The organism is Bradyrhizobium sp. SOJA106, from assembly GCF_059448745.1.
In genome coordinates, this window is the sequence record NZ_CM182549.1 from 4763484 (window position 1) to 4787480 (window position 23997).

Genomic DNA, 23997 nt, shown 5'->3' on the forward strand with positions numbered 1-23997 from the left:
CGCCGCTATTTCTGCTCCAGCCGCCAGGCACCGTCCCACCCCTCGTCCGGGGGATCGGTCTCGAGCTGCGCGATGCGGCCGAGCAGCGTGCGCGAGGGACCATCGCCGGGGATGGCTTCGAGCGCCGCGTTGAGGGCGGCGCGCGCTGCGTCGAAACGGCGGGCACGGTAAGCGGCGAGGCCTTCGGCATAATGCGCGCGCAGGCTGGTTTGCGCGCCGGTGAGCGCACCGGCCCGTGCCATCACCTCGAAGATCGCTTGCGGCATGGTCTGGCCCACGACCGCGAGACGGTCGATCTCGCGCAGCTCGAGCTGCGTGCCGATCGCCTCCGCGGTCGCCTGCGCAATCAGGATGCGGGTACCGTAAGCCTTGTTGACGGCCTCGAGCCGCGAGGCGAGGTTCACCGCGTCCCCCATCACCGTGAAGCTCATCATCAGCTCGGAGCCGATGCTGCCGGTCAGGACCTCGCCGGTGGCGATACCGATCCGCAGGTCGCACGGCGCCGGCATAGCGCGGATGCCCAGCAGGTCAGGCAATTGCCTTTGGAGCGCGGGCACCTGCTCGGCCATTTCGATGGCGGCAAGGCCGGCGAGCAGCGCGGGCTCGTCCTCCTCGATGAAGGGCGGGCCCCAATAGGCCATGACGGCATCGCCGATATATTTGTCGATGACGCCGCGATTGCTCCTGATCGGACCGGACATGACGGTGAAATAGTGGTTCATCACCTTGACGAGACCGCGCGGCGTCATGCCCTCGCTCATCGAGGTGAAGCCGCTCATGTCGCAGAACATGACGGTCATGACCCGGCGCTGACCCTCGACGGCGACCTCAGGGCGGTCGATCAGCCCCTGCACCACCTTCGGGTCGATGTAGCGGCCGAAGGTCTCGCGGATGCGCTCGTTCTGGCGGAGCTGCTCGACCATGCGGTTGAAGGCGGCGGCGAGCTCCCCGATCTCGTCCCTTGTCGAGACCGTGATGGGCCTGTCGAAGCGACCGGCCTCGACTTCGCGGGTGCCGGCGAGCAGCAGCCGCACCGGGCGCGTGATGCCGCTGGAGACCAAAAGCGCGAAGACAAAGCCGACAATGGCTGCGAGCAATGTCACGATGCCCGATACGATGATCGCCTGATGCTGATGACCGATCACCGTCGACGTCGCGGCAAAGACCTGCTTGAGCATGTCGGCGCGAATCGCATCGATCTTCTGGTTGAACTGGTCGCGCAGCGCGTCGATATGCTCGAGCGTAGTGCGCGCCTCCGCCATCTGCTGTGCCTCGATCTGCTTGAGCAGCCTTGCGTGGTCCGCGTCCTGATCGCGGCGCAGCTCGCTGACGGCGGTCTCGATGCGGGTCTCGATCCGCGCCAGCGCGGCATTGTCCGATGGCGTCCTGGTATCGTCGATGATCGCGTTAATCAGCTTGCGCGCGCGCTCGGCCTCCTCCTCGATCTTGCGATCGGCCTCCTCGAACTCGCGCAGGCGCGCCGCATAGGCCTCCTCGTCGGTCGGCGACTGCATCTTCATCATCACCATGCGGCGCAGCGCCACCGCCCGCTCCAGCGAGCGGATATTGGCGCGCGCCAGATCGCCATAGGCCGGGATGTAGCGGTTGGTCAGCTCGTCCAGGAGGACGCCAACCTGGCTCGACATCACCATCGACAGGATCGAGGTGACCAGCATCAGGACGATCAATCCGAGGGCGATGCCGACGATCTTGCGCCGGATCGACTGGTTGAAAAGCGGCATGAGCGATGGGCTGCTGAAAGGACGGATGGAACTCAATATAGCGGATTTGGCGGCGGGAACACGCGCAATCCGCCCCGTCATGGCGCCGCCGGCCGCCGCAACCGCCGCGCGAGCCCATTCGTTAAGGAAGGTTAAATTTCCGCCGTTCCCGAAGTTCCCCCTTGCATCCGTATTTTGCCGCATTGTTGCGTGAGCGTGAGGAATGCGAGACGATGTCGGGACATCGTTCTGGTGTCGTCCTTGATTCTCAAGCCGCATGTCGTCGCGGACCTTGGTTTGTAGTGGTTTCGCAGGGGGACCATCCAATGAACCAGTGCCTACGCTCGCTCGCGTGTGTCGTTGCCGTGGCCGCGATGGCCTTCCTTCCCACCGAAGTGGCGGCGAAGAGCAGTCACAAATCATCCGTGCCGAAGAAGACGCATGAGGCGAAAGCCGGCAAGCAGCGCCACGCCACGTCCAAATCGCGGCACGGCAAGCATGCCGAGGCCAAGCGCAAATCGAAGAAGCAGGATGACGAGCCCGCGGACAAGCCGGCCCCGCCGCCGCTGACCGGCGATCTCGCCGCGCTCAAGGACGCGATCGACCTTACCCGCAAGGGCAAGACGGACGATGCGAACGCCGCGCGCGACCGCATCGCGGATCCCGCCGGACAGAAGCTCGCCGACTGGTTCATGCTGCGTCATTCGGAGAGCACGGCAGCTTTCAAGCGCTATGCCGCATTCCTCGCCGCCAATCCGGACTGGCCGAGCAGCGCGCTGCTGCGCCGCCGCGCCGAAGCGCGGCTGTGGCAGGAGAAGAGCGATGCGGCCACCGTGCACAAGTTCACGATGGACCGGCCGACCAGTGCCAAGGGCAAATTTGCGCTCGCCCGCGCGCTGCTGAGCGAGGGCGATGCCGATCGGGCCGCACGTCTGGTGCGTGAGGCCTGGCGCAGTGAGGAGCTGTCGGAACGCAGCGAGGAGGATTCCTACGAGGCGTTCCGCGATCTCCTCACCGCGGACGATCATCGCGCGCGCATGGACAAGCGCCTCGGCGCCAAGGACTATGGCGCTGCGCGGCGCGCGGCAAAACGGCTCGGCGAGGATGCGCTCGCGATCGTCAAGGCCTGCGCTGCCGTCAACGGCAAGGCGAACAAGGCCAAGGATTATCTCGACGACGTGCCCGCCGATGCGCGCGGCGATCTCGGCTATGTGCTGTGCCGCGCGCAGTGGCATCTCCAGAAGGACCGGATCGACGACGCAGCCGAGGTAATCCTCGCCGCCGCGCCCGGCACGATGGCGGCGCAGGACACCGACGCCTGGTGGCGCGAGCGGCGCCTGCTGGCGCGAAAGCTGCTCGACCAGGGCAAGTTCAAGACCGCCTACGCTGTGGTGCGCTCCGCGGCGGTGCCCGAGAAGGAAGTCTACCGCATCGATTATCACTTCATGTGCGGCTGGATCGCGCTGCGCTACCTCGACGATCCCAGGACGGCGATGGTGCACTTCGCGGCCATCGACGAAGGCTCGGCCAATCCGATCGCGCTGTCACGCGCGCATTACTGGCGCGGCCGCGCCGCCGAGGCGATGGGTGCAACCGCCGACGCCCGCATCAGCTATCAGGCCGCGGCACATTATCCGACCGCCTATTACGGCCAGCTCGCGCGCGCCAAGCTCGGCATCGACCGCATCGAGCTGCGGGCGCCCTCGCCCGTGCTGGCCTCCGCCGACACGCCACCAGCCGACGAGCGCGTGCGCGCCGCCGACATGCTCTACGGCATCGGCGAGCGCGACATGGTGTTCTACTATGCCGAGGATTTCGCCAAGGAGAGCACTGACGTCGCGGCGCTCGAAGCGCTCGGCGAGCTCGCCGGCCGGCGCAACGACGCGCGCGTGATGCTGGAGGTCGGCAAGTCGGCGCTGGCGCGCGGGCTCGCGCTCGACCACTACGCCTTCCCGACCATCGGCATCCCCGAGCACAAGCAGCTCGCGCCCCCGATCGAGACCAGCGTGATCTATTCGGTCGCTCGCACCGAGAGCTCGTTCGATCAGCGCGACAAGTCGCCCGCCAACGCGGTCGGCCTCATGCAGGTGACGCCGGAAGCCGGACGCGACACCGCAAAACGCTTCGGCCTAACCTATGACTGGGACCGGATGGTCTCCGACCCCGTCTACAACACGCAGATGGGCGCGGCCGAGCTCAGTGCGCTTTTGTCGGAATATCACGGCAACCAGATCATGACCTTCGCCGGCTACAATGCCGGCCGCGGCCGGGTGCGCGAATGGGTGCAGGCGCACGGTGATCCCAGGGATCCCAATGTCGATCCGGTCGACTGGGTCGAGCGCATTCCGCTGTCAGAGACCCGCAACTACGTCCAGCGCGTGATGGAGAACGTGCTGGTGTATCGCGCAAGGTTCGAGGATAGCGGCGTGGTCGCCAGCAAGAGCGATCAGCGCGTGGTGACGCACCAGGCCGGCGCAACCGCACCCGTGGCGGCCGCAGCAACCGCTCCCTAGGACGCCGCCGGGGCTGGACACGGCGCTCGCAAGGCTATCGTTGCTGCGGCTTCCACGCGAGTGCGGTCGCGCGGCTAAGCCGCGATGAGATCAGAACGAAACGTCATCGCGCTTTTGCTTGGTGTGTGCGCATGATCTTTTCGGAAAACCGCTTCGTACTTTTCCGGATCATGCTTTAGGGATCACCTCCTTCCGCCGTGATCAGGTCGCGCCCGTCCAAATATGCGCCGGTCAAGGCTCTTGCGAAGGTCCAGGCCTGTATCGTGTAGCTCCAGCACGAGATGGCACTCAGGACCGTCAACGTCTCGATCATGCTTCGAGCGGCGGCCTCGACGTTTCCGGCGGCCAGCTCCGTGCGTGCGGGCGTCGGCCATTGCATCCACAATGTCGCGAGTTCGCCTCGCCGGTAGCACTCGTAGTCGCAGTAGCGCTGCTGGGTCCGCACATGCCGGACATAGCCGGTCCGGATCGACCGCGAACATGTGCCGCACGTGGCCGCGCGCAACGGGGGCTCGTGATTGACCAGCACGTATTTCATGAAGCCGCCCTCACGCGATCTTGCGTCAGGGCCTCGCAGAACAACGCGTAGCACTGATGGTCGCAATAACGCAGACCGGTCGCGATCTCGCGGAGATAGCTGTCGCTGATCGGCTCGCAGCACTGCATGCACCCGATCTGCCGGAACGGGGTCCGGTCGTTCACCAGCACGAAGACGAATCTCATGTGGCACCTCCCAAGGCGAAGCAGTAAACGCTGTCCAACGGAGACAGTGCGGGCGGTGGAGCGCAAAGATGGTTTCGGCCGTCCGGATTGTCCCTGTGTCGCTCCACTTTTTGCGGCGGGACGAGGATGTACCTCCCATCCTCCCTGCGTCGTGCAAAGATCTTGCCGTCGACGTACTTGATCTCGGTCGGATAACAGTCGGCGCTGTTGCAGCAGCTCAGGCTCGGATTATCCGGCATGCGCCAGGTCGAATAGAACTTTTCGTGCAGCTCCTGGTCCTGAGGCGGGTGCTGGCGATGAGAGGCACCGTGTCCCGTCTCCTGCGCCTGGACTGTCGCGGTGGAGCAGAGGAGAACCATCGACCACAAAAGCTTGCATGCGCGGTTCAACGTAGGGGCTCCCGGATCAGACCTAGGAAACGATGTCAGCTCTCCAATTCAGCTTCAGGCGCACTGAGCCCGAAACAGCCACCGGCGGTCGCGCTCGCGGCGGCTGCGGAAGCGATCGACGCACGTCTTCGAGCAGAGCGCGGTGCGCCACGAGTAGTAGCGGATCAGTCCGAACTTGCCGCCGCACACAGCACAGCCCTTGATCGAAGAGCAACGTTCGGACCCGGATAGGCCACGCTCAGGAAGTACGGATGCATCGCACATTGCTCTCTCCCTCTGTTGCGGTTGCCTGTCGAGAAGTGCGGCCTCGGCCGCAAGCTCCAGACCCGTCATCGTGCGCTCGCTGCGTCGGCTGGTCGACACTCCCGATTGATCGTGAGGGTAGTCCGCAGGGCACGAAGCGCTCAATTGTACGGAGGTAAATGCCCGACATGACTAGGATTGGAGGAGCTATACCTAGGTTTGTCCGTATTCGCGCGGGAGCTCGCTCATCGATTCTCAACGAGACGGCGCACGACGCTCAGGCTACACGGCCACGGTGAAACTCTGAGCGCATGGCGTACCCGACGCTCCGCGATCGCCAGTGCGGCGAGCGGTCAGTTCAGGGGTGAGCGCCACCACCCAATCCGACTTTGGCCGGAATTGCTCCTCTCGCGGCAACGTGCTCTACTCGTCGTCACGCAGATAGATTGCCGGGAGCGTCTGCGATGAAGCCTCGCCGGGCAGCGTCATTCGGGAAATCAGCCGCGCAATTCCTCGCCGGCTGCGTCAGGCAGACTGTAACGGCCAAGCCGCACACCGATCCCGATGGCGGCTTGCTCGAGGCGGTCAAGCAGTGGCAGCAAGTCTTCGAGCACAATCCTGTCATGTATTTCATGGTCGATCCGGGCGGAACCGTGATCAACGTGAATACATTCGGCGCCGCGCAACTGGGCTATACGGCCGCGGAGTTGATCGGCCGATCGGTGCTGGATGTCTTCTTCGAGGAAGATCGCGACTTCGTCCGCGCATGCGTCGCGCTGTGCCTCGAGACGGTCGATCAGTCGCACACCTGGGAAATCCGGAAGGTGCGCAAGGACGGGTCGGTGCTGTGGGTGCGCGAGAACGCCAAAGCCATGCAGCGGGCCCACGGGGATCCGATCGTGCTGGTGGCCTGCGAGAACATTACCGAGCGCAAGGAAGCGGAGAATGCGCTGCGACAGAGCGAGGCCTATCTCGCCCAGGCGCAGGAATTGAGCCACACCGGCAGTTTCGGCTGGCGGGCCGCGACCGGCGAGATCACCTGGTCCAGGGAAACCTATCGCATCTTCGAATGCGATGAGGGGAGCGAGCCACAAATCCCGGTCATGCTCGAGCGGATCCATCCGGAGGACCGGCTCGCGGTGCAACGCACCACCGGCCGAGCCGCACGCGAGGGAAAAGATTACGATCACGAATATCGGCTCGTGATGGCCGACGGTTCCATCAAGTACGTCCGGGCCGTGGCACGGGCCACGCGCGATGCCGGCGGTCACGTGGAGTTCGTGGGATCGGTGACCGACATCACGGCAACCAAGGAGGCCGAGCGCAGGCTTCGTGAGAGCGAGCAGCGCTTTCGCGACTATGCCGAAACCGCGTCCGATTGGTTCTGGGAGACGGGACCAGACCATCGCGTGACCTTGATATCGGAGCACTCCGACACCGTCAGCGCGCCCGCGGGCCTGATCGGGCTCACGCGCTGGGACATCGCTCCAGACGCAGATCTCGAACCGGAAAAATGGCGACAACATCGGGCCGCGCTCGACGCCCACGTCCCATTCCGCGACCTCGTGTATCGCAGCAAGGACCGCAACGGGCAGCCGATCTACGTCCGAACCAGCGGCAAGCCGTTCTTCGACGCTGACGGAAATTTTCTGGGTTATCGCGGCGTCTGCACCGACGTCACCGCGGCGATCCGGGCGGACCAGGCCGAAGAGGCGCTGCGCAAGGCCCAGGCCGAGCTTGCCCATGTGACGCGCGTCACGACGCTGGGTGAGCTGACCGCCTCGATTTCCCATGAAATCAATCAACCGCTCGCCGCAGTGACCGCGAACGCCGACGCATGCCTCACCTGGCTGCAGCGCGATCCGCCCGATTTCAAAGCGGCCCGCCGCTCCGTGGAATGGATCATCGAGGACGCCACCCGCGCCAGCGACGTGATCCGCCGCGTGCGGGCGCTCGCCAAGCGGTCCGACATCGAGATGGCTCCACTCGACGCTAACGTGGTCGTGCGCGAGGCCGTCGCGCTCGTTCAGCGCGAGATGGCAAGCCACGCGGTGTCGATCCGAATGGAGCTGTCGTCCGCGCTGCCCAAGATCTTTGGCGATCGGATCCAATTGCAGCAGGTCCTCATCAACCTGATCATGAACGGTATCGAGGCCATGGAAGGCGTCCATGATCGTCCGCGCGAACTGGCGATCCGCGCAGCAGCGGGTGATGACGAGACGGTGCTGGTGAGCGTCACCGATTGCGGAGTGGGCATCTGTGAGCAGGCGGTAGACCGCCTGTTCACGCCATTCTTCACAACCAAATCGTCCGGCATGGGCATGGGCCTGTCGATCTGTCGCTCGATCATCGAAGCCCATGGCGGACGACTTTCCGCCGCATCGAACCAGGACCGTGGCGCGACTTTTCAGATCACCCTGCCCCGCCATCGGGAGGAAACATCGTGACCGAGCGCGCGGGGCCTTCGCCGTCGCAGGAGGATGGCGACCAGCCGGTCGTCTTCATCGTCGACGACGACGTGTCCATGCGCCGTGCGCTCACCAATCTGTTCGAGTCGGTCGGCCTCAAGGTCGAAGCATTCGGCTCGGCACCGCAACTGCTCCAGGCCAAACCGCCGGAAGTCCCCAGCTGCCTGGTGCTCGACATCCGCCTGCCCGGAGCCAGCGGCCTGGACCTGCAGTCGGACCTTGCCAAGGCAAATATCCAAACGCCTGTCATCTTCATCACGGGACATGGTGACATTCCCATGACCGTTCGGGCCATGAAGAGCGGCGCCATCGACTTTCTGACCAAGCCGGTGCGCGACCAGGACATCCTGGATGCCGTCCAGGCCGCGATCGAGCGAGACCGCAGGCGCCGCGACCTCAACAAGACGGTCTCGACCGTCAAGTCACGCTTCGAGTCACTGTCCTCGCGGGAGCGAGACGTATTGAAACTGGTGACGTCCGGCTTGATGAACAAGCAAGTGGCCGCCCAGCTCGGATTGGCGGAAATCACCGTCAAGATCTATCGCGGCCAGATCATGCGGAAAATGGGCGCGAAGTCGCTGGCCGACCTCGTGAGGATGAGCGAGGCACTCGGAATTCGACCCGGCAAGTCCGACGTACAAACCTAAGTATGAGTTTCCAATGGTGACCGGCGGGTCCACCCTGCGCGCTCATCTGTAGCCGCGGCGACGGCAAGCGCGTAACCCCGGGCTAGGAGTGGACGTCTTGTCAGAGCCTCCGGTCATTTCGGTGCTTGACGATGACCCGTACGTGCGGGCCGCAGTCAACAATCTCCTGGAATCCCGCGGATACACCGTCCACACATTCGCCTCCGCCGAGGAATTTTTGCGCTCGACGGACTCGACCGGCACCTCGTGCGTGATCGCGGACGTGCAGATGCCGCTCATGACCGGAATCGATCTGCTGACGCAGATGCGGGCGCAGGGTTCGGCGACGCCGTTCATCTTCATCACGGCTTTCCCGGATGAGAGCGTGCGTGCGCGCGCGCTCAAAGCCGGAGCAATCTGTTTTCTCGGTAAGCCGTTCGCGCCGACCGATATGATGCAATGCCTGGACCGGGCGCTGGCGGCAGGCGGATCCGTCAATCCACCTTGATGTTGGCCGCCTTGATGATCGGCCACCATTTGGCGATCTCGGCCTTCTGGCGATGACCCAAGGCTTCAGGAGTGAGCTGATCCTGTGGCGTCATCTCCAGGCCCTGGCTTTCGAGCTGCTTCTTGACCGCAGGATCGTTCAGCGCTTCGACGGCAGCCGCATTGAGCTTGGTGACGATCTCCTTCGGCGTGCCCTTCGGCACCCACATCCCCGACCACAGCGTCATGTTGAAGCCTTTCAGCCCCGCCTCCTCCGCGGTCGGAATATCGGGCGCCGAGGCCAGGCGCTTGTCGTCGGTGATGGCATAGGCGCGGATGGTGCCGGCGCGGACCTGGTTGATCGAGTTCGAGGTCTGGTCGACGATGAGGTCGATCTGGCCGGCGATGAGATCGTTCAACGCGGGCGCGGTGCCGCGATACGGCACGTATTGCAGCTTGATGCCGGACACGCTCTCGAAATAGACGCCGGCGATATGGCTGCCGGAGCCCGCGCCGGCCGTGCCCGCGGTCGGCGGTGACGGCCGCGACTTCAGCCACTCGAGCAGCTCTTTGAGGGAGGTCGCGGGCACCGCGTTCTTGCTGACCACGATCATGGGGTTGCTGGGCAGCAGCACCACCGGCTCGAGATCGGCAACGAGATCGTATTTGAGCTTGTAGACGGCCCCGTTGGCGACATGGGTGCCGAGATGGCCGAAGGAGATGGTGTAGCCATCAGGCGGCGATTGCACGGCCCGGCCGACGCCGATCGAGCCGCCCGCGCCGGTGACGTTCTCGATCACCAGGGGCTGGCCGAGCGAAACGCGCATCCGCTCGGCGAGCACACGCGCCATCGCATCCGACGGACCGCCCGCCGCGAAGGGCACGATGATGGTGATGGGATGCGAGGGATAGTCGTCGGCGCGCGCGACGCCAGTGAGAGCGAGAATACCGATCAGCCCGGCCCAGATGGCCTTCTTCATAGTGTTCTCCCCAGCGATGTCGTTGTCGTTCTTCTTCACCTCGCCCCGCTTGCGGGGAGAGGTCGAATTCGTGCGCAGCGGAATTCGGGTGAGGGGGTACAGGTCTCGCGAATATCTCATTCGAGGAGAGAGGCCCCTCACTCCCGACCCTCTCCCCGTAAGAACGGGGAGAGGGAGAGATTTCCAAAACGCGACGAGATTAGGATGAATCGGTCATCGCGCTTTAGGTTGTTGTTTGAGCATGATCTTTTCGGAAAACCGCTGCGCACTTTTCCGGATCATGCTTTAGAACTGCGAATAGTCGATCGGCTTGTGGCGGTCGAGCGTGCGGGTGACCGGCGGCAGCGGGTATTTCAGGCCACTCGCGCAGTTGAACAGCATCACCCGGTCGGTCTTGCTGACGCGGCCGTCGGCGAGGCTGTCCTTGTAAGCGGCGTAGGTCGCGGCGCCCTCGGGACACAACAGCAGCCCCTCCTCGCGCGCGACCTCGTTGAGCGCCGCCGAGATCTTGTCGTCGTCGACCGCGATGGCAAAGCCCTTGCTCTCGCGCACTGCACGCAGAATGAGAAAATCGCCGATGGCCTGCGGCACACGGATGCCGGAGGCGATGGTGTGTGCGTCCTCCCAGCGCGTGGCGTGCTCGGTGCCGGCCTCGTAGGCGCGCACCATCGGGGCGCAGCCCGAGGCCTGCACCGCGACCATGCGCGGGCGCTTTGAGCCGATGAAGCCGATCTTCTCGAGCTCGTCGAACGCCTTCCACATGCCGATCATGCCGGTGCCGCCGCCGGTCGGATAGAAGATCACGTCGGGCACGTCCCAGCCGAGCTGCTCGGCGAGCTCGAGGCCCATCGTCTTCTTGCCTTCGATGCGGTACGGCTCCTTCAGGGTCGAGGTATCGAACCAGCCGACTTTCGCCTTCCCTTCGCCGACGATCTTGCCGCAATCGTCGATATAGCCGTTGACGCGGTAGACGGTGGCGCCCTGCAGCTCGATCTCGCTGACATTCACCTCGGGCGTGTCAGCCGGGCAGAAGATCGTGGTCTTGATGCCGCAGCTCGTGGCGTAAGCCGCCAGGGCCGCGCCGGCATTGCCGTTGGTCGGCATCGCCATGTGCTTGATGCCGAGCGCCTTGCCCATCGACACCGCCATCACGAGGCCGCGCGCCTTGAACGAGCCGGTCGGCAGGCGTCCCTCGTCCTTGACGATGATCTCGCCGCCTCCGAGTTTTGCGCCGAGCTTCGGCAGCCGGATCAGCGGCGTCGTCACTTCACCGAGCGAGACGATGTCCTTGCATTTGCGCACCGGCAGCAGCTCGCGATAGCGCCACATGTCGGCGGGGCGCTGGGCCAGCGCGTCCTTGGTCAGCGCCTTCTTCACGCCGGCGAGGTCGTAGCGGACGAGAAGCGGCTTGCCGGCCTTGGAGAGATTGTGGACCTGGTCGGCGGCGTAATGATCGCCTTCCATCGCGCATTCGAGATGGGTGACGAAGGTCGGCCGTTCGATGGTGAGGTTGTCGTTGTCGTGCATGGGGTGATTTCCTCTTCTTGTTCTACTTAATTGCAGCGGAACTCGTCACCCTGAGGTACGAGCCATGCGGCGCAGCGCGCCGTATGGAGACCTCGAAGGGCGACGAGCCCAGCTGCTGCATCTCGGCCGTTCATCCTTCGAGGCTCAGCCATCGGTGCTTTGCAACGCTGGCCTCGCACCTCAGGATGACCGGTCCAATGGTGTCAGCCGTCAAATGTTGAGCACCCGTCCATACGCATCCAGCACGGCTTCCTTCATCATCTCCGACAGGGTCGGATGCGGGAACACCGTATGCATCAGCTCTTCTTCGGTGGTCTCCAGGTTCATGGCGACGACGTAGCCCTGGATCAGCTCGGTCACCTCGGCGCCGACCATGTGGGCCCCTAACAGCTGGCCGGTCTTCTTGTCGAAGATCACCTTGACGAGGCCCTGGTCCTCGCCGAGCGCGATCGCCTTGCCGTTGCCCACGAAGGGGAAGCGGCCGACGCGGATCTCGCGGCCGCTTTCTTTCGCTTTGGCTTCCGTCAGTCCGACCGAGGCGACCTGTGGGTGGCAATAGGTGCAGCCAGGGATCATGTCCTTGTCCATGGGATGCGGATTGAGGCCCTTGATCGCCTCGACGCAGATCACGCCCTCGTGCTCGGCCTTGTGCGCCAGCATCGGCGGTCCCGCGACGTCGCCGATCGCGTAGATGCCGGGGATGTTGGTCTTGCCGTAGCCGTCGACCACGATGATGCCACGATCGGTTTTGACGCCGAGCTTTTCGAGTCCCAGATTTTCGACGTTGCCGACGACGCCGACCGCCGAGATCACGCGCTCGAACTCGGTGGTGACGGGCTTGCCCTTGCCGTCGTCGATGGTGGCGACGACGCTGTCAGCGTTCTTCTCCAGCTTCGTGACCTTGGTCGAGGACATGATCTTGATGCCCTGCTTCTCGAAGCGCTTGCGTGCGAGACCGGCGATCTCGGCATCCTCGACAGGCAGGATCTGCGGCAGCACCTCGACTACGGTGACGTCGGAGCCCATGGTGTGGAAGAAGGAGGCGAACTCGATGCCGATCGCGCCGGAGCCGACCACCAGAAGCGACTTCGGCATCCTTTCCGGCACCATCGCTTCGAAATAGGTCCAGACCAGCTTCTTGTCGGGCTCGAGGCCGGGCAGCACGCGCGGCCGTGCGCCAGTCGCAATGATGACGTGCTTGGCCTGGTAGGTGCCCTCGCCCAACGCGCCCTTGGGCGCTTCGACGTCGGACTTCTTCACGGTGACCTTGCCGGGCGCGTCGATCGAGGCGGCGCCCCAGATCACGCTGACCTTGTTCTTCTTCATCAGGAAGCCGACGCCGTCATTGAGCCGCTTCGAGACGCCGCGCGAGCGCTGCACCACGGCCTTCGGATCGAACGAGACCTTCTCCGCCGAGAGGCCGTAATCCTTGGCATGCTGCATGTAGTGATAGATCTCGGCCGAGCGCAGCAGCGCTTTCGTCGGGATGCAGCCCCAGTTCAGGCAGATACCGCCGAGATAGGATTTTTCGACGATCGCGGTCTTGAGGCCGAGCTGGGCGGCCCGGATCGCGGTGACATAGCCGCCGGGACCGGAGCCGATGATGATGACGTCGAAGGATGTATCGGCCATGTATGCTCGTTCTCGCTCCAACCGGCCTTAACGAGACCGTCATTGCGAGGAGCTCTTGCGACGAAGCAATCCAGTCTGCCGGTCACGTTCTGGATTGCTTCGCTTCGCTCGCAATGACGACGCGAATTTGTCGTCAGACCATCATCATGACGGGATTTTCGATCAGCTGCTTGAACGCGCCGATCAGCTCGGCGCCGAGCGCGCCGTCGATGGCGCGGTGATCGCAGGACAAGGTCACGCTCATCATGTGCGCGATCTCGATCTTGCCGCCACGCACGACAGGGCGCTCCTCGCTGGTGCCGACCGCGAGGATCGTCGCGTGCGGCGGGTTGATCACGGCGGTGAAGTGGCTGATGCCGTACATGCCGAGGTTGGAGACGGCCGTGGTGCCGCCCTGGTACTCCTCGGGCTTCAGCTTGCGCGAGCGGGCGCGCGCGGCGAAATCCTTCATCTCGTTGGAGATGGTCGAGAGCGTCTTGGTTTCCGCCTTCCGGATGATCGGCGTGATCAGGCCGCCAGGCATCGCCACGGCGACGCCGACGTCGGAATGGTGATGCTTGACCATGCCGCTTTCGGTCCAGCTGACGTTGCAGTTCGGGATCTTCTGCAGCGCCACCGCCATCGCCTTGATCACGAAGTCGTTGACCGAGATCTTGTAGAGCGGCTTCTTCTCCTTGTCCTTGGGAGCGGCCGCGTTGATCTCCTCACGCGCGGTGAGCAGCTTGCCGATGTCGCAGTCGATGGTGAGGTAGAAGTGCGGGACGTTCTGGATCGATGCGGTCAGGCGCTGCGCAATGGTGCGGCGCATGCCGTCATGCGGGACGATGTCGTAAGAGCCCGGCTCGAACAGCGACAGGATCTGCTTGTCCGACATGGTCGGCGCGATCGCGGGCGCGCCTGACGGCGCGGCGGCAGGCGCCTTGAGGCCCTTGCCGGATTTGGCTTGCTCGACGTCGCGCGCGACGACGCGGCCATGCGGGCCGGTGCCTGTCACCATCGACACGTCGATGCCGGCTTCCTTGGCAAGACGCCGCGCCAGCGGCGAGGAGAACACGCGGCCGCCGTGGCCGTTGGCTTGCGCGGCCGGAGCAGCAGCCTGCGGGGCAGGTGCGGCAGCGGGCGGCGGTGCAGCCTTGGGTGCAGCGGGCGCAGGCGCGGGAGCGGCAGCCGCCGCGGGAGCCTCGGCGGCTTTCGGCGGCGCGGCCGAAGCGCTCGGCTTGGCGCTACCTGCCGCCTTCACGTCCTCGCCCTCGCCGGCAAGCACCGCGATCACGTCGTTGACGGGCACGTCCTGCGTCCCTTCGGGCACCAGGATCCTGGCGATCGTGCCCTCATCGATCGCCTCGACCTCCATGGTCGCCTTGTCGGTCTCGATCTCGGCGATCACGTCGCCCGATTTGACCTTGTCGCCTTCCTTCTTCAGCCACTTGGCGAGGTTGCCCTTCTCCATCGTCGGCGAGAGAGCGGGCATCAGGATGTTGATGGGCATGCTGACCTCAAGAAGAACTTTGCAAAACGTCGTCTCCGACACCGGAGACGAACAGACCAGGTTTAGTTGCCGATGTCGCCCTGCCAGAGGCGCTCATTGGCAGGGATGGAACGCCAATTCTTCATCATGGTGATGGAGCGGTCGTCGGCAAGATCGATCCATGGGATGCCGAACTTGTCGAGAATGTCCTTGGATCCCTCGAAGGTGACGGATTCCCCGATCACCACGAGCTTGACCTTGAACAAAGCGAGCGCGCCGGCGCACATCGAGCACGGCGACAGCGTGGTGTACATGACAGTGTCGTGGAACGAGATCGCGCCGGCCGCACGCAGGCAGCTCATCTCGCCATGCAGGATCACGTTGTTCTCCTGCACGCGGTTGTTGTGACCGCGGGCGATGATCTTGTTGTCGCGCGTCAGCACCGCGCCGATCGGCAGGCCGCCCTGCGCGATCGAGTCCTGCGCCTCGCGGATCGCCTCGAGCATGAAATCGTAATGATAGGATTCGATCGCCACGGTTAGTGCCCCTTCCCGCGCGGTGTCGTCGTGCCGGTGTCCGTGGGACGCTCGATCTCCGCCTGGAACATGTCGAGGATCCGGTTCAGCGCGTCTTCCTCGGTGTATTCACTCTCGCGCGCATAGGCCCGCGCGGCGTGGCGGGCGAGATCGACGAGCAGCAGGCCCCACATGTCGGGCTCGTCGAAGGCCCGCTGGAACGCCATCGACAGCCCGCCGTCCAGCACGAACACGCGCAGGATCTCGACCGCGTCCTCGCGGGTCATGACGTCGGGCGGCAGTGGCTGCTCCTTGGGGCCCGCCATGGTCTACCTGTAGCAGACGGCTTTGGCGGCCTCGACCACTTCCGCCGCCGAGGGCAGCGCCAGCTTCTCCAGGTTGGCGGCATAGGGCATCGGCACGTCCTTGCCGGAGACGCGCGCAACCGGCGCGTCGAGATAGTCGAAGGCGTTCTCCATGATGCGCGCGGCGATCTCGGCGCCGACGCCGCTCTGGGCCCAGCCCTCTTCCACGGTGACGGCGCGCCCGGTCTTCTTGACCGAGTTGACGATGGTCTCGGTGTCCATCGGGCGCAGCGTGCGCAGGTCGATCACCTCGGCTTCGATGCCGTCCTTGGCGAGCTCGTCGGCGGCTTTCAGCGCATAGGTCATGCCGTTCGACCAGGAGATGATGGTCACGTGGGAGCCCGAGCGCACGATGCGCGCCTTGCCGATCGGGATCACGAAATCGTCCAGCTTCGGCACCTCGCCGGTGTGGCCGTAGAGCACCTCGTTCTCGAGGAAGATCACCGGATTGGGATCACGGATCGCGGCCTTGAGCAGGCCCTTGTAATCGGCGGCCGAGAACGGCGCGATGACCTTGAGGCCCGGAATGTTCGAGTACCAGGACGAATAATCCTGGCTGTGCTGGGCGGCGACGCGGGCCGCGGCACCGTTCGGCCCACGAAACACGATCGAGCAGCCCATCTGGCCGCCGGACATGTAGAGCGTCTTGGCCGCGGAGTTGATGATCTGATCGATCGCCTGCATGGCGAAGTTGAAGGTCATGAACTCGACGATCGGCTTCAGGCCCGTCATCGCCGCGCCGACGCCGACGCCGGCAAAGCCGTGCTCGGTGATCGGGGTATCGATGACGCGCTTGGCGCCGAACTCCTGGAGCAGCCCTTGCGTGACCTTGTAGGCGCCCTGATATTCGGCGACCTCTTCACCCATGACGAAGACGTCGGCGTCGCGGCGCATCTCTTCGGCCATGGCATCGCGCAAAGCTTCGCGGATCGTCTGCGTCACCATCTCGGTGCCGGCGGGCACTTCTGGATCGGGCTCCGCCACAGCCTGCGGCGCGGGCGCGGCTTTGGGTGCCGGCGCCTCGGCCTTTGCCGCGGCGGGCGGCGCGGACTCTGCAGCCTTCGCGGCCGGTGCAGGGGCTTTGGCAAGATCGGCGGCGCTCTCTCCGTCCGCCAAAATGGTGGCGATCGGTGTGTTCACCGCGACGTCGGCGGTGCCCTCGGGGATCAGGATCTTGCCGAGCGTCCCCTCATCGGTCGCCTCGACCTCCATGGTCGCCTTGTCGGTCTCGATCTCGGCGAGGACGTCGCCAGACTTGATCTGCTCGCCCTCTTTCTTCAACCATTTGGCGAGGTTGCCCTTCTCCATCGTGGGCGACAGCGCGGGCATCAGCACTTGAATTGGCATATCGACTCCAAAGGAAAGCTTGCGCGCGTTCAGCGGTAAACGTCAGTCCAGAGCTCGGCGGCATCCGGCTCGGGATCATGCTGGGCAAAATCGGCAGACGCGTTGACGATGTCGCGCACCTCGGCGTCGATCGCCTTGAGATCGGCCTCGCTGACCTTGGCCGCGAGCAGGCGGTTGCGCACCTGCTCGATCGGGTCCTGGTCGTGGCGAATCTTCTCGACCTCCTCGCGCGTGCGGTATTTCGCCGGATCGGACATCGAGTGGCCGCGATAGCGGTAGGTCTGCATCTCCAGGATGAAGGGGCCCTTGCCGGCACGGCACCAGGCCGCCGCCTCGTCGCCCGCAGCCTTCACGGCGCGGACGTCCATGCCGTCGACCTGCTTGCCGGGAATGTTGAAGGACGCGCCACGCTTGGAGAAGTCCTGCTGGGCAGAGGCGCGCGAGACCGCGGTACCCATGGCGTAGCGGTTGTTCTCGATGACGTAGATCACCGGCAGCTTCCACAGCTCCGCCATGTTGAAGCTCTCGTAGACCTGGCCCTGGTTGGCCGCGCCGTCGCCGAAATAGGTGACGCTGACGCTGTCGTTGCCGCGATAATGATTAGCGAAGGCGAGGCCGGTGCCGAGCGAGACCTGGGCGCCGACGATGCCGTGACCGCCGTAGAAGTGCTTCTCCTTGCTGAACATGTGCATGGAGCCGCCCTTGCCCTTGGAATAGCCGCCGCGGCGACCCGTGAGCTCGGCCATGACGCCGTTGGCGTCCATGCCGGTGGCGAGCATGTGGCCGTGATCACGATAGCCGGTGATGACCTGATCGCCCTCTTTCAGGGCCATCTGCATCCCGACCACCACGGCCTCCTGGCCGATATAGAGATGGCAGAAGCCGCCGATCGCACCCATGCCGTAGAGCTGACCGGCCTTCTCCTCGAACCGCCGGATCAGGAGCATGTCGCGGAGCGCCTTGAGCTCCTGTTCCCTGGTGAATTCCGGGGGCGAACCGCCGTCGGTCTTGTGCTGCGCAGCGCTCGCGGCGGCTTTCTTGGGTGCGGCCATGGGAATTCCGGGTCAGAGAAAACTTCAGCCCTCTCTAACCCAAGTCAAACGCGGTTGGAAAGCACCGCGGCGGCATGGCACGATTTTCATTATGCCGCACTGCAGCGTGGCCGAAACTTTGCAAAACCTTTGGCGCCAATCGGGCAACATTAGCTTCCCGCCAACGAAGCCAGTGCCGGCAGACGCAGCAAGGATATCGGACACCTGCATCTTGCGGGCTGAGACCCTCAGCGCGTGTCCGATTCGTACCGGCGGCCTTACCAGCCGAGCTCGCGCAGATAGGCTGCGCGAGCGGCAACGCCGGTATGCGTGAAGTCGGTGAAAACCCCATCGACGCCGAGACGGAAAAATTTGAGATATTCGAGACCGGGATCGCCGTGATAATCGGCGGCGAGATATTTCTTCTCGTTCCGGAACGTGAAGACGTGCACGAACAGTCCAAGCTTGTGCGCGTCGGCAACGAGGCTGGTCGGCTCCTGCGTCGATGCCTCCGGCGTCGATCCCTTATAGGGCGTGCCGTCGGCGTTGCTGTCCTTCCACGGGGCGATCTTGAGCGGAACGATATAGGCCTTCCACGGCCCGATGCCGTCGGCATAGGTCTTGATCTCTGCGAGGCCCTCTGGGGTCAGCATCGCATCGTAGAGGCGCGCATCACCCGCAACCGTCCAGTCGAACGGACGCGAGCTCGTGATGTTGTTGAGCAGCACCTTGCCGGTCCTGAACTCGATCCCGTTGCCGTCGATGAGCTGAACCTGCCGGGCCTCGAGACCATGGCTGCGCATATATTTCAGGCTGCCGGGCTCGAAGCTCTGGACCAGGATGGGCGCGTCCTTGGTGTTGAGGCCATTGTCCTTGATGATCTTGATCAGGGCATCTTCGAGCGGACGGCTACCGGGCGCGCCGCAGCCATTGGCGATGGCCTGGGCATTGTTCCAGGTCGGATTCTTGGTCTCGGGATAGACCAGGATGGGACGCCCCGTCGCCTTGCTCCTGGCCTTGGCGATGTCGATGACCTCCTGGAAGCTGATGACCGGGAATTTGCCGTTGAAGACTTTGGGCCGCTCGTTGGCCGCATCATAGGTCGTGCCGGCGATCCATTCCTTCAGCTCGGCCAAGGTGAAGTCGGTAATCGACCAGTCATTGGTGTGGTCCTCGCCGTCGACGATCAATGACTTCAGCACCGATTTCGGATCGGCGGGGTCCGTGAGATCGGTCAGGTAGTCGGCGGGCGCCCCTGGGGACGCCGGCGCCTTGACGCGCACGCCGGGGACCGTGCGCTTGCGGGCTGCGACAGTCGCGTTGGTCTTGGCGACCTCGGCCACATTGGTATTGTCGCTGAGCCAGGGATTATGGCGCACGACCAGGACGCAATCCTTGGTCAAATGCAGATCCTCTTCGAGTGCGTCGGTGCCGAGCGCCGCGGCAAGCTCGTACGATGGCTCGGTTTCTTCGGCCACAAGGCCGGGCAGTCCGCGATGGCCGAGGATCAGCGGCGGCCTGCCGTCGAGGGTCGGGACCTGCTTGGCGCCGGCCGGAGCCGGGCTGGTCTGTGCGAAGGCCATCGACAGAGGAAGGAGCGCCGCGCCGACCAGCAACGCTCCAATACCGACCGTTCGACGTGAACGATCATCCTGCATGACACGCCTCCATCTTTGCTCAGCATCGCGTCAAGACGCCACAAGAGCGAGCCTGTCGTCTTGTCCCAAGACTCTGACAGGCGGATGACGGCGGCTGAACAATGATAGACATGCGCAGGCGGCGCCGCTATGACGCCGCCTGTGGCTTGCGATCGGAATTTGCCGATCAGAAGAAGCCGAGCTTTTTCGGGCTGTAGCTGACCAGGAGGTTCTTGGTCTGCTGATAGTGATCGAGCATCATCTTGTGGGTCTCGCGACCGACGCCGGACTGCTTGTAGCCGCCGAACGCCGCATGGGCGGGATAGGCATGGTAGCAATTGGTCCAGACCCGGCCGGCCTGGATCGCCCTTCCGAAGCGGTAGCAGCGGTTGGCGTCGCGGCTCCATACGCCGGCCCCTAGGCCATAGAGCGTGTCGTTGGCGATCGCGAGTGCCTCGTCATCGGTCTTGAAGGTCGTAACCGAGACCACGGGGCCGAAGATCTCCTCCTGGAAGATGCGCATCTTGTTGTTGCCTTCGAACACCGTCGGCTGGACGTAGAAGCCGCCGGCGAGATCGCCCGCGAGCTCGGCGCGTCCGCCGCCCGCGAGCACCCTGGCGCCCTCCTGCTTGCCGATGTCGATATAGGAGAGGATCTTTGCGAGCTGCTCGCTGGAGGCCTGCGCGCCGATCATAGTGTCGGCGGCGCGCGGGTCGCCCTGCTTGATCGCAGCGACGCGCTTGAGCGCCCGCTCCATGAAGCGGTCATAGATGTCGGCATGGACCAGCGCCCGGCTCGGACAGGTGCAGACCTCGCCCTGGTTCAGCGCGAACATGACGAAGCCTTCGATCGCCTTGTCGAAGAAATCATCGTCCTCGGCGGTAACGTCCTTGAAGAAGATGTTCGGCGATTTGCCGCCGAGCTCCAGCGTCACCGGGATCAGGTTCTGGCTGGCATATTGCATGATCAGCCGGCCCGTCGTGGTCTCGCCGGTGAAGGCGATCTTGGCGATGCGCGGGCTCGAGGCCAGCGGCTTGCCGGCCTCGAGGCCAAATCCGTTGACGATGTTGAGCACGCCGGGTGGCAGCAGGTCGCCGATGATCTCAGCCCAGACCATAATCGAGGCCGGCGTCTGCTCGGCGGGCTTGAGCACGACGCAATTGCCGGCGGCCAGCGCTGGCGCGAGCTTCCAGCACGCCATCAGCAGCGGGAAGTTCCAGGGGATGATCTGGCCGACGACGCCGAGCGGCTCGTGGAAATGATAGGCAATGGTGTCATGGTCGATCTCGCCGATCGAGCCCTCCTGCGCGCGGACGACGCCGGCGAAATAGCGGAAGTGGTCGATGGCCAGCGGCAGATCGGCGGCGCGGGTCTCGCGGATCGGCTTGCCATTGTCCCAGGTCTCGGCGATCGCGAGGCGCTCGAGATTCTCCTCCATGCGGTCGGCGATCTTGTTCAGGATCGCGGCGCGCTCGGCGACGCTGGTGCGTGCCCAGGCGGTCTTGGCGGCGTGCGCCGCATCGAGGGCGGCCTCGACGTCCTGCGCGTCGGAGCGCGCGATCTTGCAGACGATCTGACCGTTCACGGGCGAGGCATTGTCGAAATACTTGCCCGAGATGGGCGCCGTGAACTTGCCGCCGATGAAATTGTCGTAGCGTTCGGCGAAGGGGCTTTGGGTGATGCCGAGGAATTCCACCTTGTTCATTGCTCACTCCCGATGTTGCTGTTTGCGCGATCCGCCGTGTGTTCACGACTTGCGCCGACGATCTCGCAGGAGGTGCTTTCTGTCAGCCCTGATAGAAGCGATCGCCGGCCGGGAGTGTCGCAGTTCTGCGACAGTCGCGGGGGAGATGGGACGTTTGCGGCCTCCACATCGTCATTGCGAGCGTAGCGAAGCAATCCAGAGTCCCTCCGCGGAAAAATCCTGGATTGCTTCGCTGCGCTCGCAATGACGACTGAAGCTCAGTGCCTGATATCGAGCCGCTTCAGCTTCCGATGCAGCGTGGCGCGGCTGACGCCGAGGGCCTTTGCGGCGGCCGAGACATTGCCGCCGGCGCGCAAGAGCGCCCGCTGCAACACTGCGCGCTGGCCGCCGGCGAGGTGATCATGCGCGGCGTCGCCGCCGAGCAGATCGGCCGCGGGCACCGGCTGCATCGCCCTGCCCGGCGCGATCCCGAGTGCCGCGCGGGCGGTGCGGGTCGCGCCGATCACGAGATCGTCCGCATCGACCGCGACGAGGCCGATGGACTGACCGTCCGCGCCTTGCGTCAGCACGATACGGGCATGGGCAAAAGCCCGACGAAACAGATCCGCCTCGATGCGCCTTGCCGCTTCGCTGGCCGCCAGCGCGATCAGGCTGGAGAACGCATCGGTGCGGTCGGCCCGGCAGGAGGAGACGTCGAGCACGCCGGCGAATGCTGCCTCGTGATCGTAGATCGGAACGGCGGTGCAGCTCAGCAGTGTGTTGCGGGTGAAGAAATGCTGATCGCGGTCGATCGTCAGCGGCCGTTGCTCGACGACGCAGGTGCCGATGCCGTTCGTGCCCTCGTGCTCCTCGCTCCACAGCGCGCCGGTCCACAAGCCCCAGGACTGAAACGTGGCATCGTCGGCCGGCGTGCCGCGGCGGTCGACCGGCACGCCCTCACCGTCGGCGAGCAGCACGCAGCAGCCGGCAGCGCCGACGGCCTGATAGAGCCGGTCCATGGCGCCTTGCGCGGCGGCCAGCAGCGGCGCGATACGCTCGCGGGTCTGCCGCAGCTCGGCGTCGCTGAGCCGCACCGGCAGGCTGCGGCCGGCGGGATCGAGATGATGCAAGCGGGACGAACGGCACCATGAGGCCACGAGCGCGGAGCGCGCGGCCTGGCCTGATGCAATGGCGGCCTCGACACGGGCCGCGTGATGCCGGGACATTGGCCCATTCATCACTGTTTCCTCCGGGTGGCAGTCTAGGCTGTGGCGGCGCGACCCGGTTGATCTGCGTCAACTCAGGCCGACAGTATAGGAAGCCATGAGCCGCGCCGGCATTGCCGTCAAGCAGCAGTCCGGTTACACGCCTGCGACTTTCGGTAGAATTGATCGACGCGTGCCGGATTTCGGCAGCGGCTTTCGGCGCCGGTTTCGAATAGCGCGGAAAGCGCTACTTGGCCGGGATCATCCGAACGAGATCGTGCGCATTGACGTAGTCGAGCTGGAAACGCGCCCGCTCGTCCAGCATGTCGGGATCGATCTTGTCGGTGCGCAGCAGCGAGACGCGCTGCTCGCTCCTGGCGCGCTCGCGCTTGAGCTGCGCCAGCTCGCTGGTCAGCGCGATGATCTCCTGGTCGAGCTCCTGGCGGGCGTTGAGGCCGTATTTGCCGGTATAGGCGTTGACGCCGAAATAGCCGACGATGGCGGCCGCCATCGCATAGAGAGCAAGGCCAGTCAGGATCGATTTCAGGCGCGCGCGGGAGACCATGCTGGGAAGATGGGGCAGCTTGGTTAAGGGAGTGTTAGTGCGCCCTGCCCGTATCTCTCGTCGTCATGCCCGGCTTGTCCCGCCTGCGCGGCCGAAGCCGCTTCGGCGCGGCGAAGGCCCGGGCATCCACGTTCTTCGTCGCGGCGGGCCAAGACGTGGATGGCCGGGACAAGCCCGGCCATGACGAGACTTAAGCGGTTGACCTCAGCCGTGGTGCTTCGCGACGTGCGCGGCGAAGGCGTCGATGTAGGCCTGGAGCACGCCCTTCAGCGAGTCCTTGGTCAGGTTACCCTCCGCATCGAAAGCATCGCCGACCGAGTTCAGATAGATCTCGGGCTGCTGCATGATCGGGCCGGCAATGCCCGGCAGGATGGTCTGGAGCGTCTTGGCCGCGCTGACGCCGCCGAGCGGACCCGGCGAGTTCGAGACGATGCCGACCGGCTTGCCGTTGAACGAGCTCTTGCCATAGGGGCGCGAGGCGACGTCGATGGCGTTCTTGAGGACGCCCGGGATGGCGCGGTTGTATTCGGGGGTGACGAAGATGACGCCGTCCGACTTCTGCAGCTTTTCGCGGAAGGCCAGCCAGTCCGCCGGCGGCGCGCCCTCGAGGTCCTGGTTGAAGAACGAGATGCCGGCCGGCGTAATGACCTCGAGCTTGAGCGAGCTAGGCGCCAGCTTTGCCAGCGCGTTGGCGATCTTCAGCGAGAAGCTGTCCTTGCGCAGGCTGCCGGCGATGACGACGATGTTGTAGGCCATGGAATGTCCTTGAGGGCTTGAGCGGGAGTGCCGGGGCGGCACTTAAGCGATCCGGATCGATCAATGCAAGTGCATGAACCGGTCCGATTTGGAAACGCTGCGTTTCGCGAAAGCAG

Annotated in this window: 20 protein-coding genes; 4 read left to right on the plus strand and 16 right to left on the minus strand. The window is 64.6% G+C overall.

Annotated elements, in window-relative coordinates:
- Window positions 1-5 precede the first annotated feature (5 nt).
- Entirely contained in the window at window positions 6-1742 is a 1737-nt protein-coding gene (locus AC5V87_RS22045; RefSeq protein ID WP_456838302.1) for an adenylate/guanylate cyclase domain-containing protein, read from the minus strand.
- A 305-nt stretch (window positions 1743-2047) separates the two neighbouring features.
- On the opposite strand from AC5V87_RS22045, the gene AC5V87_RS22050 reads away from it, so the two are divergent.
- Window positions 2048-4234, plus strand: coding sequence for a transglycosylase SLT domain-containing protein (locus AC5V87_RS22050; RefSeq protein ID WP_495367743.1), 2187 nt, complete (start codon window positions 2048-2050; stop codon window positions 4232-4234).
- Between the two features lie 175 nt (window positions 4235-4409).
- Here AC5V87_RS22050 and AC5V87_RS22055 read toward each other — a convergent pair whose 3' ends face one another.
- Together AC5V87_RS22055 and AC5V87_RS22060 are read right to left on the minus strand one after the other, a co-directional pair.
- Window positions 4410-4772, minus strand: coding sequence for a hypothetical protein (locus AC5V87_RS22055; RefSeq protein WP_456838301.1), 363 nt, complete (start codon window positions 4770-4772; stop codon window positions 4410-4412).
- Window positions 4769-4957, minus strand: a complete 189-nt coding sequence (locus AC5V87_RS22060; protein ID WP_495367744.1) for a hypothetical protein — start codon at window positions 4955-4957, stop codon at window positions 4769-4771. Before AC5V87_RS22060 ends, AC5V87_RS22055 begins: the two co-directional genes overlap by 4 nt.
- A 1096-nt stretch (window positions 4958-6053) precedes the next feature.
- Here AC5V87_RS22060 and AC5V87_RS22065 point away from each other — a divergent pair.
- The 3 genes from AC5V87_RS22065 to AC5V87_RS22075 all read left to right on the plus strand — a co-directional run bounded on the left by AC5V87_RS22065 (window position 6054) and on the right by AC5V87_RS22075 (window position 9191).
- A complete protein-coding gene (locus AC5V87_RS22065) occupies window positions 6054-8036 on the plus strand; it encodes a PAS domain-containing sensor histidine kinase (protein ID WP_456843328.1) in 1983 nt (660 codons plus the stop codon).
- Window positions 8033-8704, plus strand: a complete 672-nt coding sequence (locus tag AC5V87_RS22070) for a response regulator transcription factor (RefSeq protein WP_456838299.1) — start codon at window positions 8033-8035, stop codon at window positions 8702-8704. The genes AC5V87_RS22065 and AC5V87_RS22070 overlap by 4 nt, the downstream gene beginning before the upstream one ends.
- A gap of 97 nt (window positions 8705-8801) precedes the next feature.
- A complete protein-coding gene (locus AC5V87_RS22075) occupies window positions 8802-9191 on the plus strand; it encodes a response regulator transcription factor (protein WP_456838298.1) in 390 nt (129 codons plus the stop codon).
- On the opposite strand, the gene AC5V87_RS22080 is transcribed toward AC5V87_RS22075, so the two are convergent.
- The 13 genes from AC5V87_RS22080 to AC5V87_RS22140 form a co-directional block, all read right to left on the minus strand.
- Window positions 9178-10149 carry a tripartite tricarboxylate transporter substrate binding protein BugD gene (locus tag AC5V87_RS22080; RefSeq protein WP_456838297.1) on the minus strand — a complete coding sequence of 324 codons (972 nt, stop codon included), beginning with the start codon at window positions 10147-10149 and terminating at the stop codon, window positions 9178-9180. The genes AC5V87_RS22075 and AC5V87_RS22080 overlap by 14 nt on opposite strands.
- Window positions 10150-10434: 285 nt before the next feature.
- Complete coding sequence (locus AC5V87_RS22085) at window positions 10435-11676, minus strand: threonine synthase (RefSeq protein WP_456838296.1); 1242 nt, start codon at window positions 11674-11676, stop codon at window positions 10435-10437.
- A gap of 210 nt (window positions 11677-11886) precedes the next feature.
- The gene (lpdA, locus tag AC5V87_RS22090; RefSeq protein ID WP_495367745.1) at window positions 11887-13308 is read right to left on the minus strand and encodes a dihydrolipoyl dehydrogenase; all 1422 of its coding nucleotides are present in this window, start codon (window positions 13306-13308) and stop codon (window positions 11887-11889) included.
- Window positions 13309-13441: 133 nt separating this feature from the next.
- Complete coding sequence (locus AC5V87_RS22095; RefSeq protein ID WP_495367746.1) at window positions 13442-14797, minus strand: pyruvate dehydrogenase complex dihydrolipoamide acetyltransferase; 1356 nt, start codon at window positions 14795-14797, stop codon at window positions 13442-13444.
- A 62-nt stretch (window positions 14798-14859) separates the two neighbouring features.
- Window positions 14860-15312, minus strand: a complete 453-nt coding sequence (locus AC5V87_RS22100) for a nucleoside deaminase (protein WP_456838293.1) — start codon at window positions 15310-15312, stop codon at window positions 14860-14862.
- A 2-nt stretch (window positions 15313-15314) separates the two neighbouring features.
- Window positions 15315-15617 (minus strand): DUF5076 domain-containing protein, encoded by a 303-nt coding sequence (locus AC5V87_RS22105; RefSeq protein WP_456838292.1) that lies wholly within the window; start codon window positions 15615-15617, stop codon window positions 15315-15317.
- A 3-nt stretch (window positions 15618-15620) separates the two neighbouring features.
- Window positions 15621-17003, minus strand: coding sequence for a pyruvate dehydrogenase complex E1 component subunit beta (locus tag AC5V87_RS22110; protein ID WP_495367747.1), 1383 nt, complete (start codon window positions 17001-17003; stop codon window positions 15621-15623).
- A gap of 29 nt (window positions 17004-17032) precedes the next feature.
- Window positions 17033-18055 carry a pyruvate dehydrogenase (acetyl-transferring) E1 component subunit alpha gene (gene pdhA, locus AC5V87_RS22115; RefSeq protein WP_456838290.1) on the minus strand — a complete coding sequence of 341 codons (1023 nt, stop codon included), beginning with the start codon at window positions 18053-18055 and terminating at the stop codon, window positions 17033-17035.
- Window positions 18056-18312: 257 nt separating this feature from the next.
- Entirely contained in the window at window positions 18313-19692 is a 1380-nt protein-coding gene (locus AC5V87_RS22120; RefSeq protein ID WP_495367748.1) for a glycerophosphodiester phosphodiesterase family protein, read from the minus strand.
- A gap of 166 nt (window positions 19693-19858) precedes the next feature.
- Window positions 19859-21376 carry an aldehyde dehydrogenase gene (adh, locus tag AC5V87_RS22125; RefSeq protein ID WP_495367749.1) on the minus strand — a complete coding sequence of 506 codons (1518 nt, stop codon included), beginning with the start codon at window positions 21374-21376 and terminating at the stop codon, window positions 19859-19861.
- A gap of 257 nt (window positions 21377-21633) precedes the next feature.
- Complete coding sequence (locus AC5V87_RS22130; protein WP_495367750.1) at window positions 21634-22593, minus strand: helix-turn-helix domain-containing protein; 960 nt, start codon at window positions 22591-22593, stop codon at window positions 21634-21636.
- 214 nt (window positions 22594-22807) lie between these two features.
- The gene (locus tag AC5V87_RS22135) at window positions 22808-23125 is read right to left on the minus strand and encodes an FtsB family cell division protein (protein WP_495367751.1); all 318 of its coding nucleotides are present in this window, start codon (window positions 23123-23125) and stop codon (window positions 22808-22810) included.
- Between the two features lie 204 nt (window positions 23126-23329).
- Window positions 23330-23881: an NADPH-dependent FMN reductase gene (locus AC5V87_RS22140; RefSeq protein WP_456838285.1), complete on the minus strand. Its 552-nt coding sequence runs from the start codon at window positions 23879-23881 to the stop codon at window positions 23330-23332.
- Between the last annotated feature and the right edge of the window lie 116 nt (window positions 23882-23997).

What these genes read in the sequence shown, in the direction of transcription:
- AC5V87_RS22105 (WP_456838292.1), bottom strand. Translation starts at nt 15,617, where the DNA reads ATGGCGGGCCCCAAGGAGCAGCCACTGCCGCCCGACGTCATGACCCGC.
- AC5V87_RS22080 (WP_456838297.1), bottom strand. Translation starts at nt 10,149, where the DNA reads ATGAAGAAGGCCATCTGGGCCGGGCTGATCGGTATTCTCGCTCTCACT.
- AC5V87_RS22060 (WP_495367744.1), bottom strand. Translation starts at nt 4,957, where the DNA reads ATGAGATTCGTCTTCGTGCTGGTGAACGACCGGACCCCGTTCCGGCAG.
- adh (WP_495367749.1), bottom strand. Translation starts at nt 21,376, where the DNA reads ATGAACAAGGTGGAATTCCTCGGCATCACCCAAAGCCCCTTCGCCGAA.
- AC5V87_RS22095 (WP_495367746.1), bottom strand. Translation starts at nt 14,797, where the DNA reads ATGCCCATCAACATCCTGATGCCCGCTCTCTCGCCGACGATGGAGAAG.
- AC5V87_RS22050 (WP_495367743.1), top strand. Translation starts at nt 2,048, where the DNA reads ATGAACCAGTGCCTACGCTCGCTCGCGTGTGTCGTTGCCGTGGCCGCG.
- AC5V87_RS22120 (WP_495367748.1), bottom strand. Translation starts at nt 19,692, where the DNA reads ATGCAGGATGATCGTTCACGTCGAACGGTCGGTATTGGAGCGTTGCTG.
- AC5V87_RS22140 (WP_456838285.1), bottom strand. Translation starts at nt 23,881, where the DNA reads ATGGCCTACAACATCGTCGTCATCGCCGGCAGCCTGCGCAAGGACAGC.
- lpdA (WP_495367745.1), bottom strand. Translation starts at nt 13,308, where the DNA reads ATGGCCGATACATCCTTCGACGTCATCATCATCGGCTCCGGTCCCGGC.
- pdhA (WP_456838290.1), bottom strand. Translation starts at nt 18,055, where the DNA reads ATGGCCGCACCCAAGAAAGCCGCCGCGAGCGCTGCGCAGCACAAGACC.
- AC5V87_RS22130 (WP_495367750.1), bottom strand. Translation starts at nt 22,593, where the DNA reads ATGAATGGGCCAATGTCCCGGCATCACGCGGCCCGTGTCGAGGCCGCC.
- AC5V87_RS22110 (WP_495367747.1), bottom strand. Translation starts at nt 17,003, where the DNA reads ATGCCAATTCAAGTGCTGATGCCCGCGCTGTCGCCCACGATGGAGAAG.
- AC5V87_RS22135 (WP_495367751.1), bottom strand. Translation starts at nt 23,125, where the DNA reads ATGGTCTCCCGCGCGCGCCTGAAATCGATCCTGACTGGCCTTGCTCTC.
- AC5V87_RS22045 (WP_456838302.1), bottom strand. Translation starts at nt 1,742, where the DNA reads ATGCCGCTTTTCAACCAGTCGATCCGGCGCAAGATCGTCGGCATCGCC.
- AC5V87_RS22055 (WP_456838301.1), bottom strand. Translation starts at nt 4,772, where the DNA reads ATGAAATACGTGCTGGTCAATCACGAGCCCCCGTTGCGCGCGGCCACG.
- AC5V87_RS22065 (WP_456843328.1), top strand. Translation starts at nt 6,054, where the DNA reads ATGAAGCCTCGCCGGGCAGCGTCATTCGGGAAATCAGCCGCGCAATTC.
- AC5V87_RS22085 (WP_456838296.1), bottom strand. Translation starts at nt 11,676, where the DNA reads ATGCACGACAACGACAACCTCACCATCGAACGGCCGACCTTCGTCACC.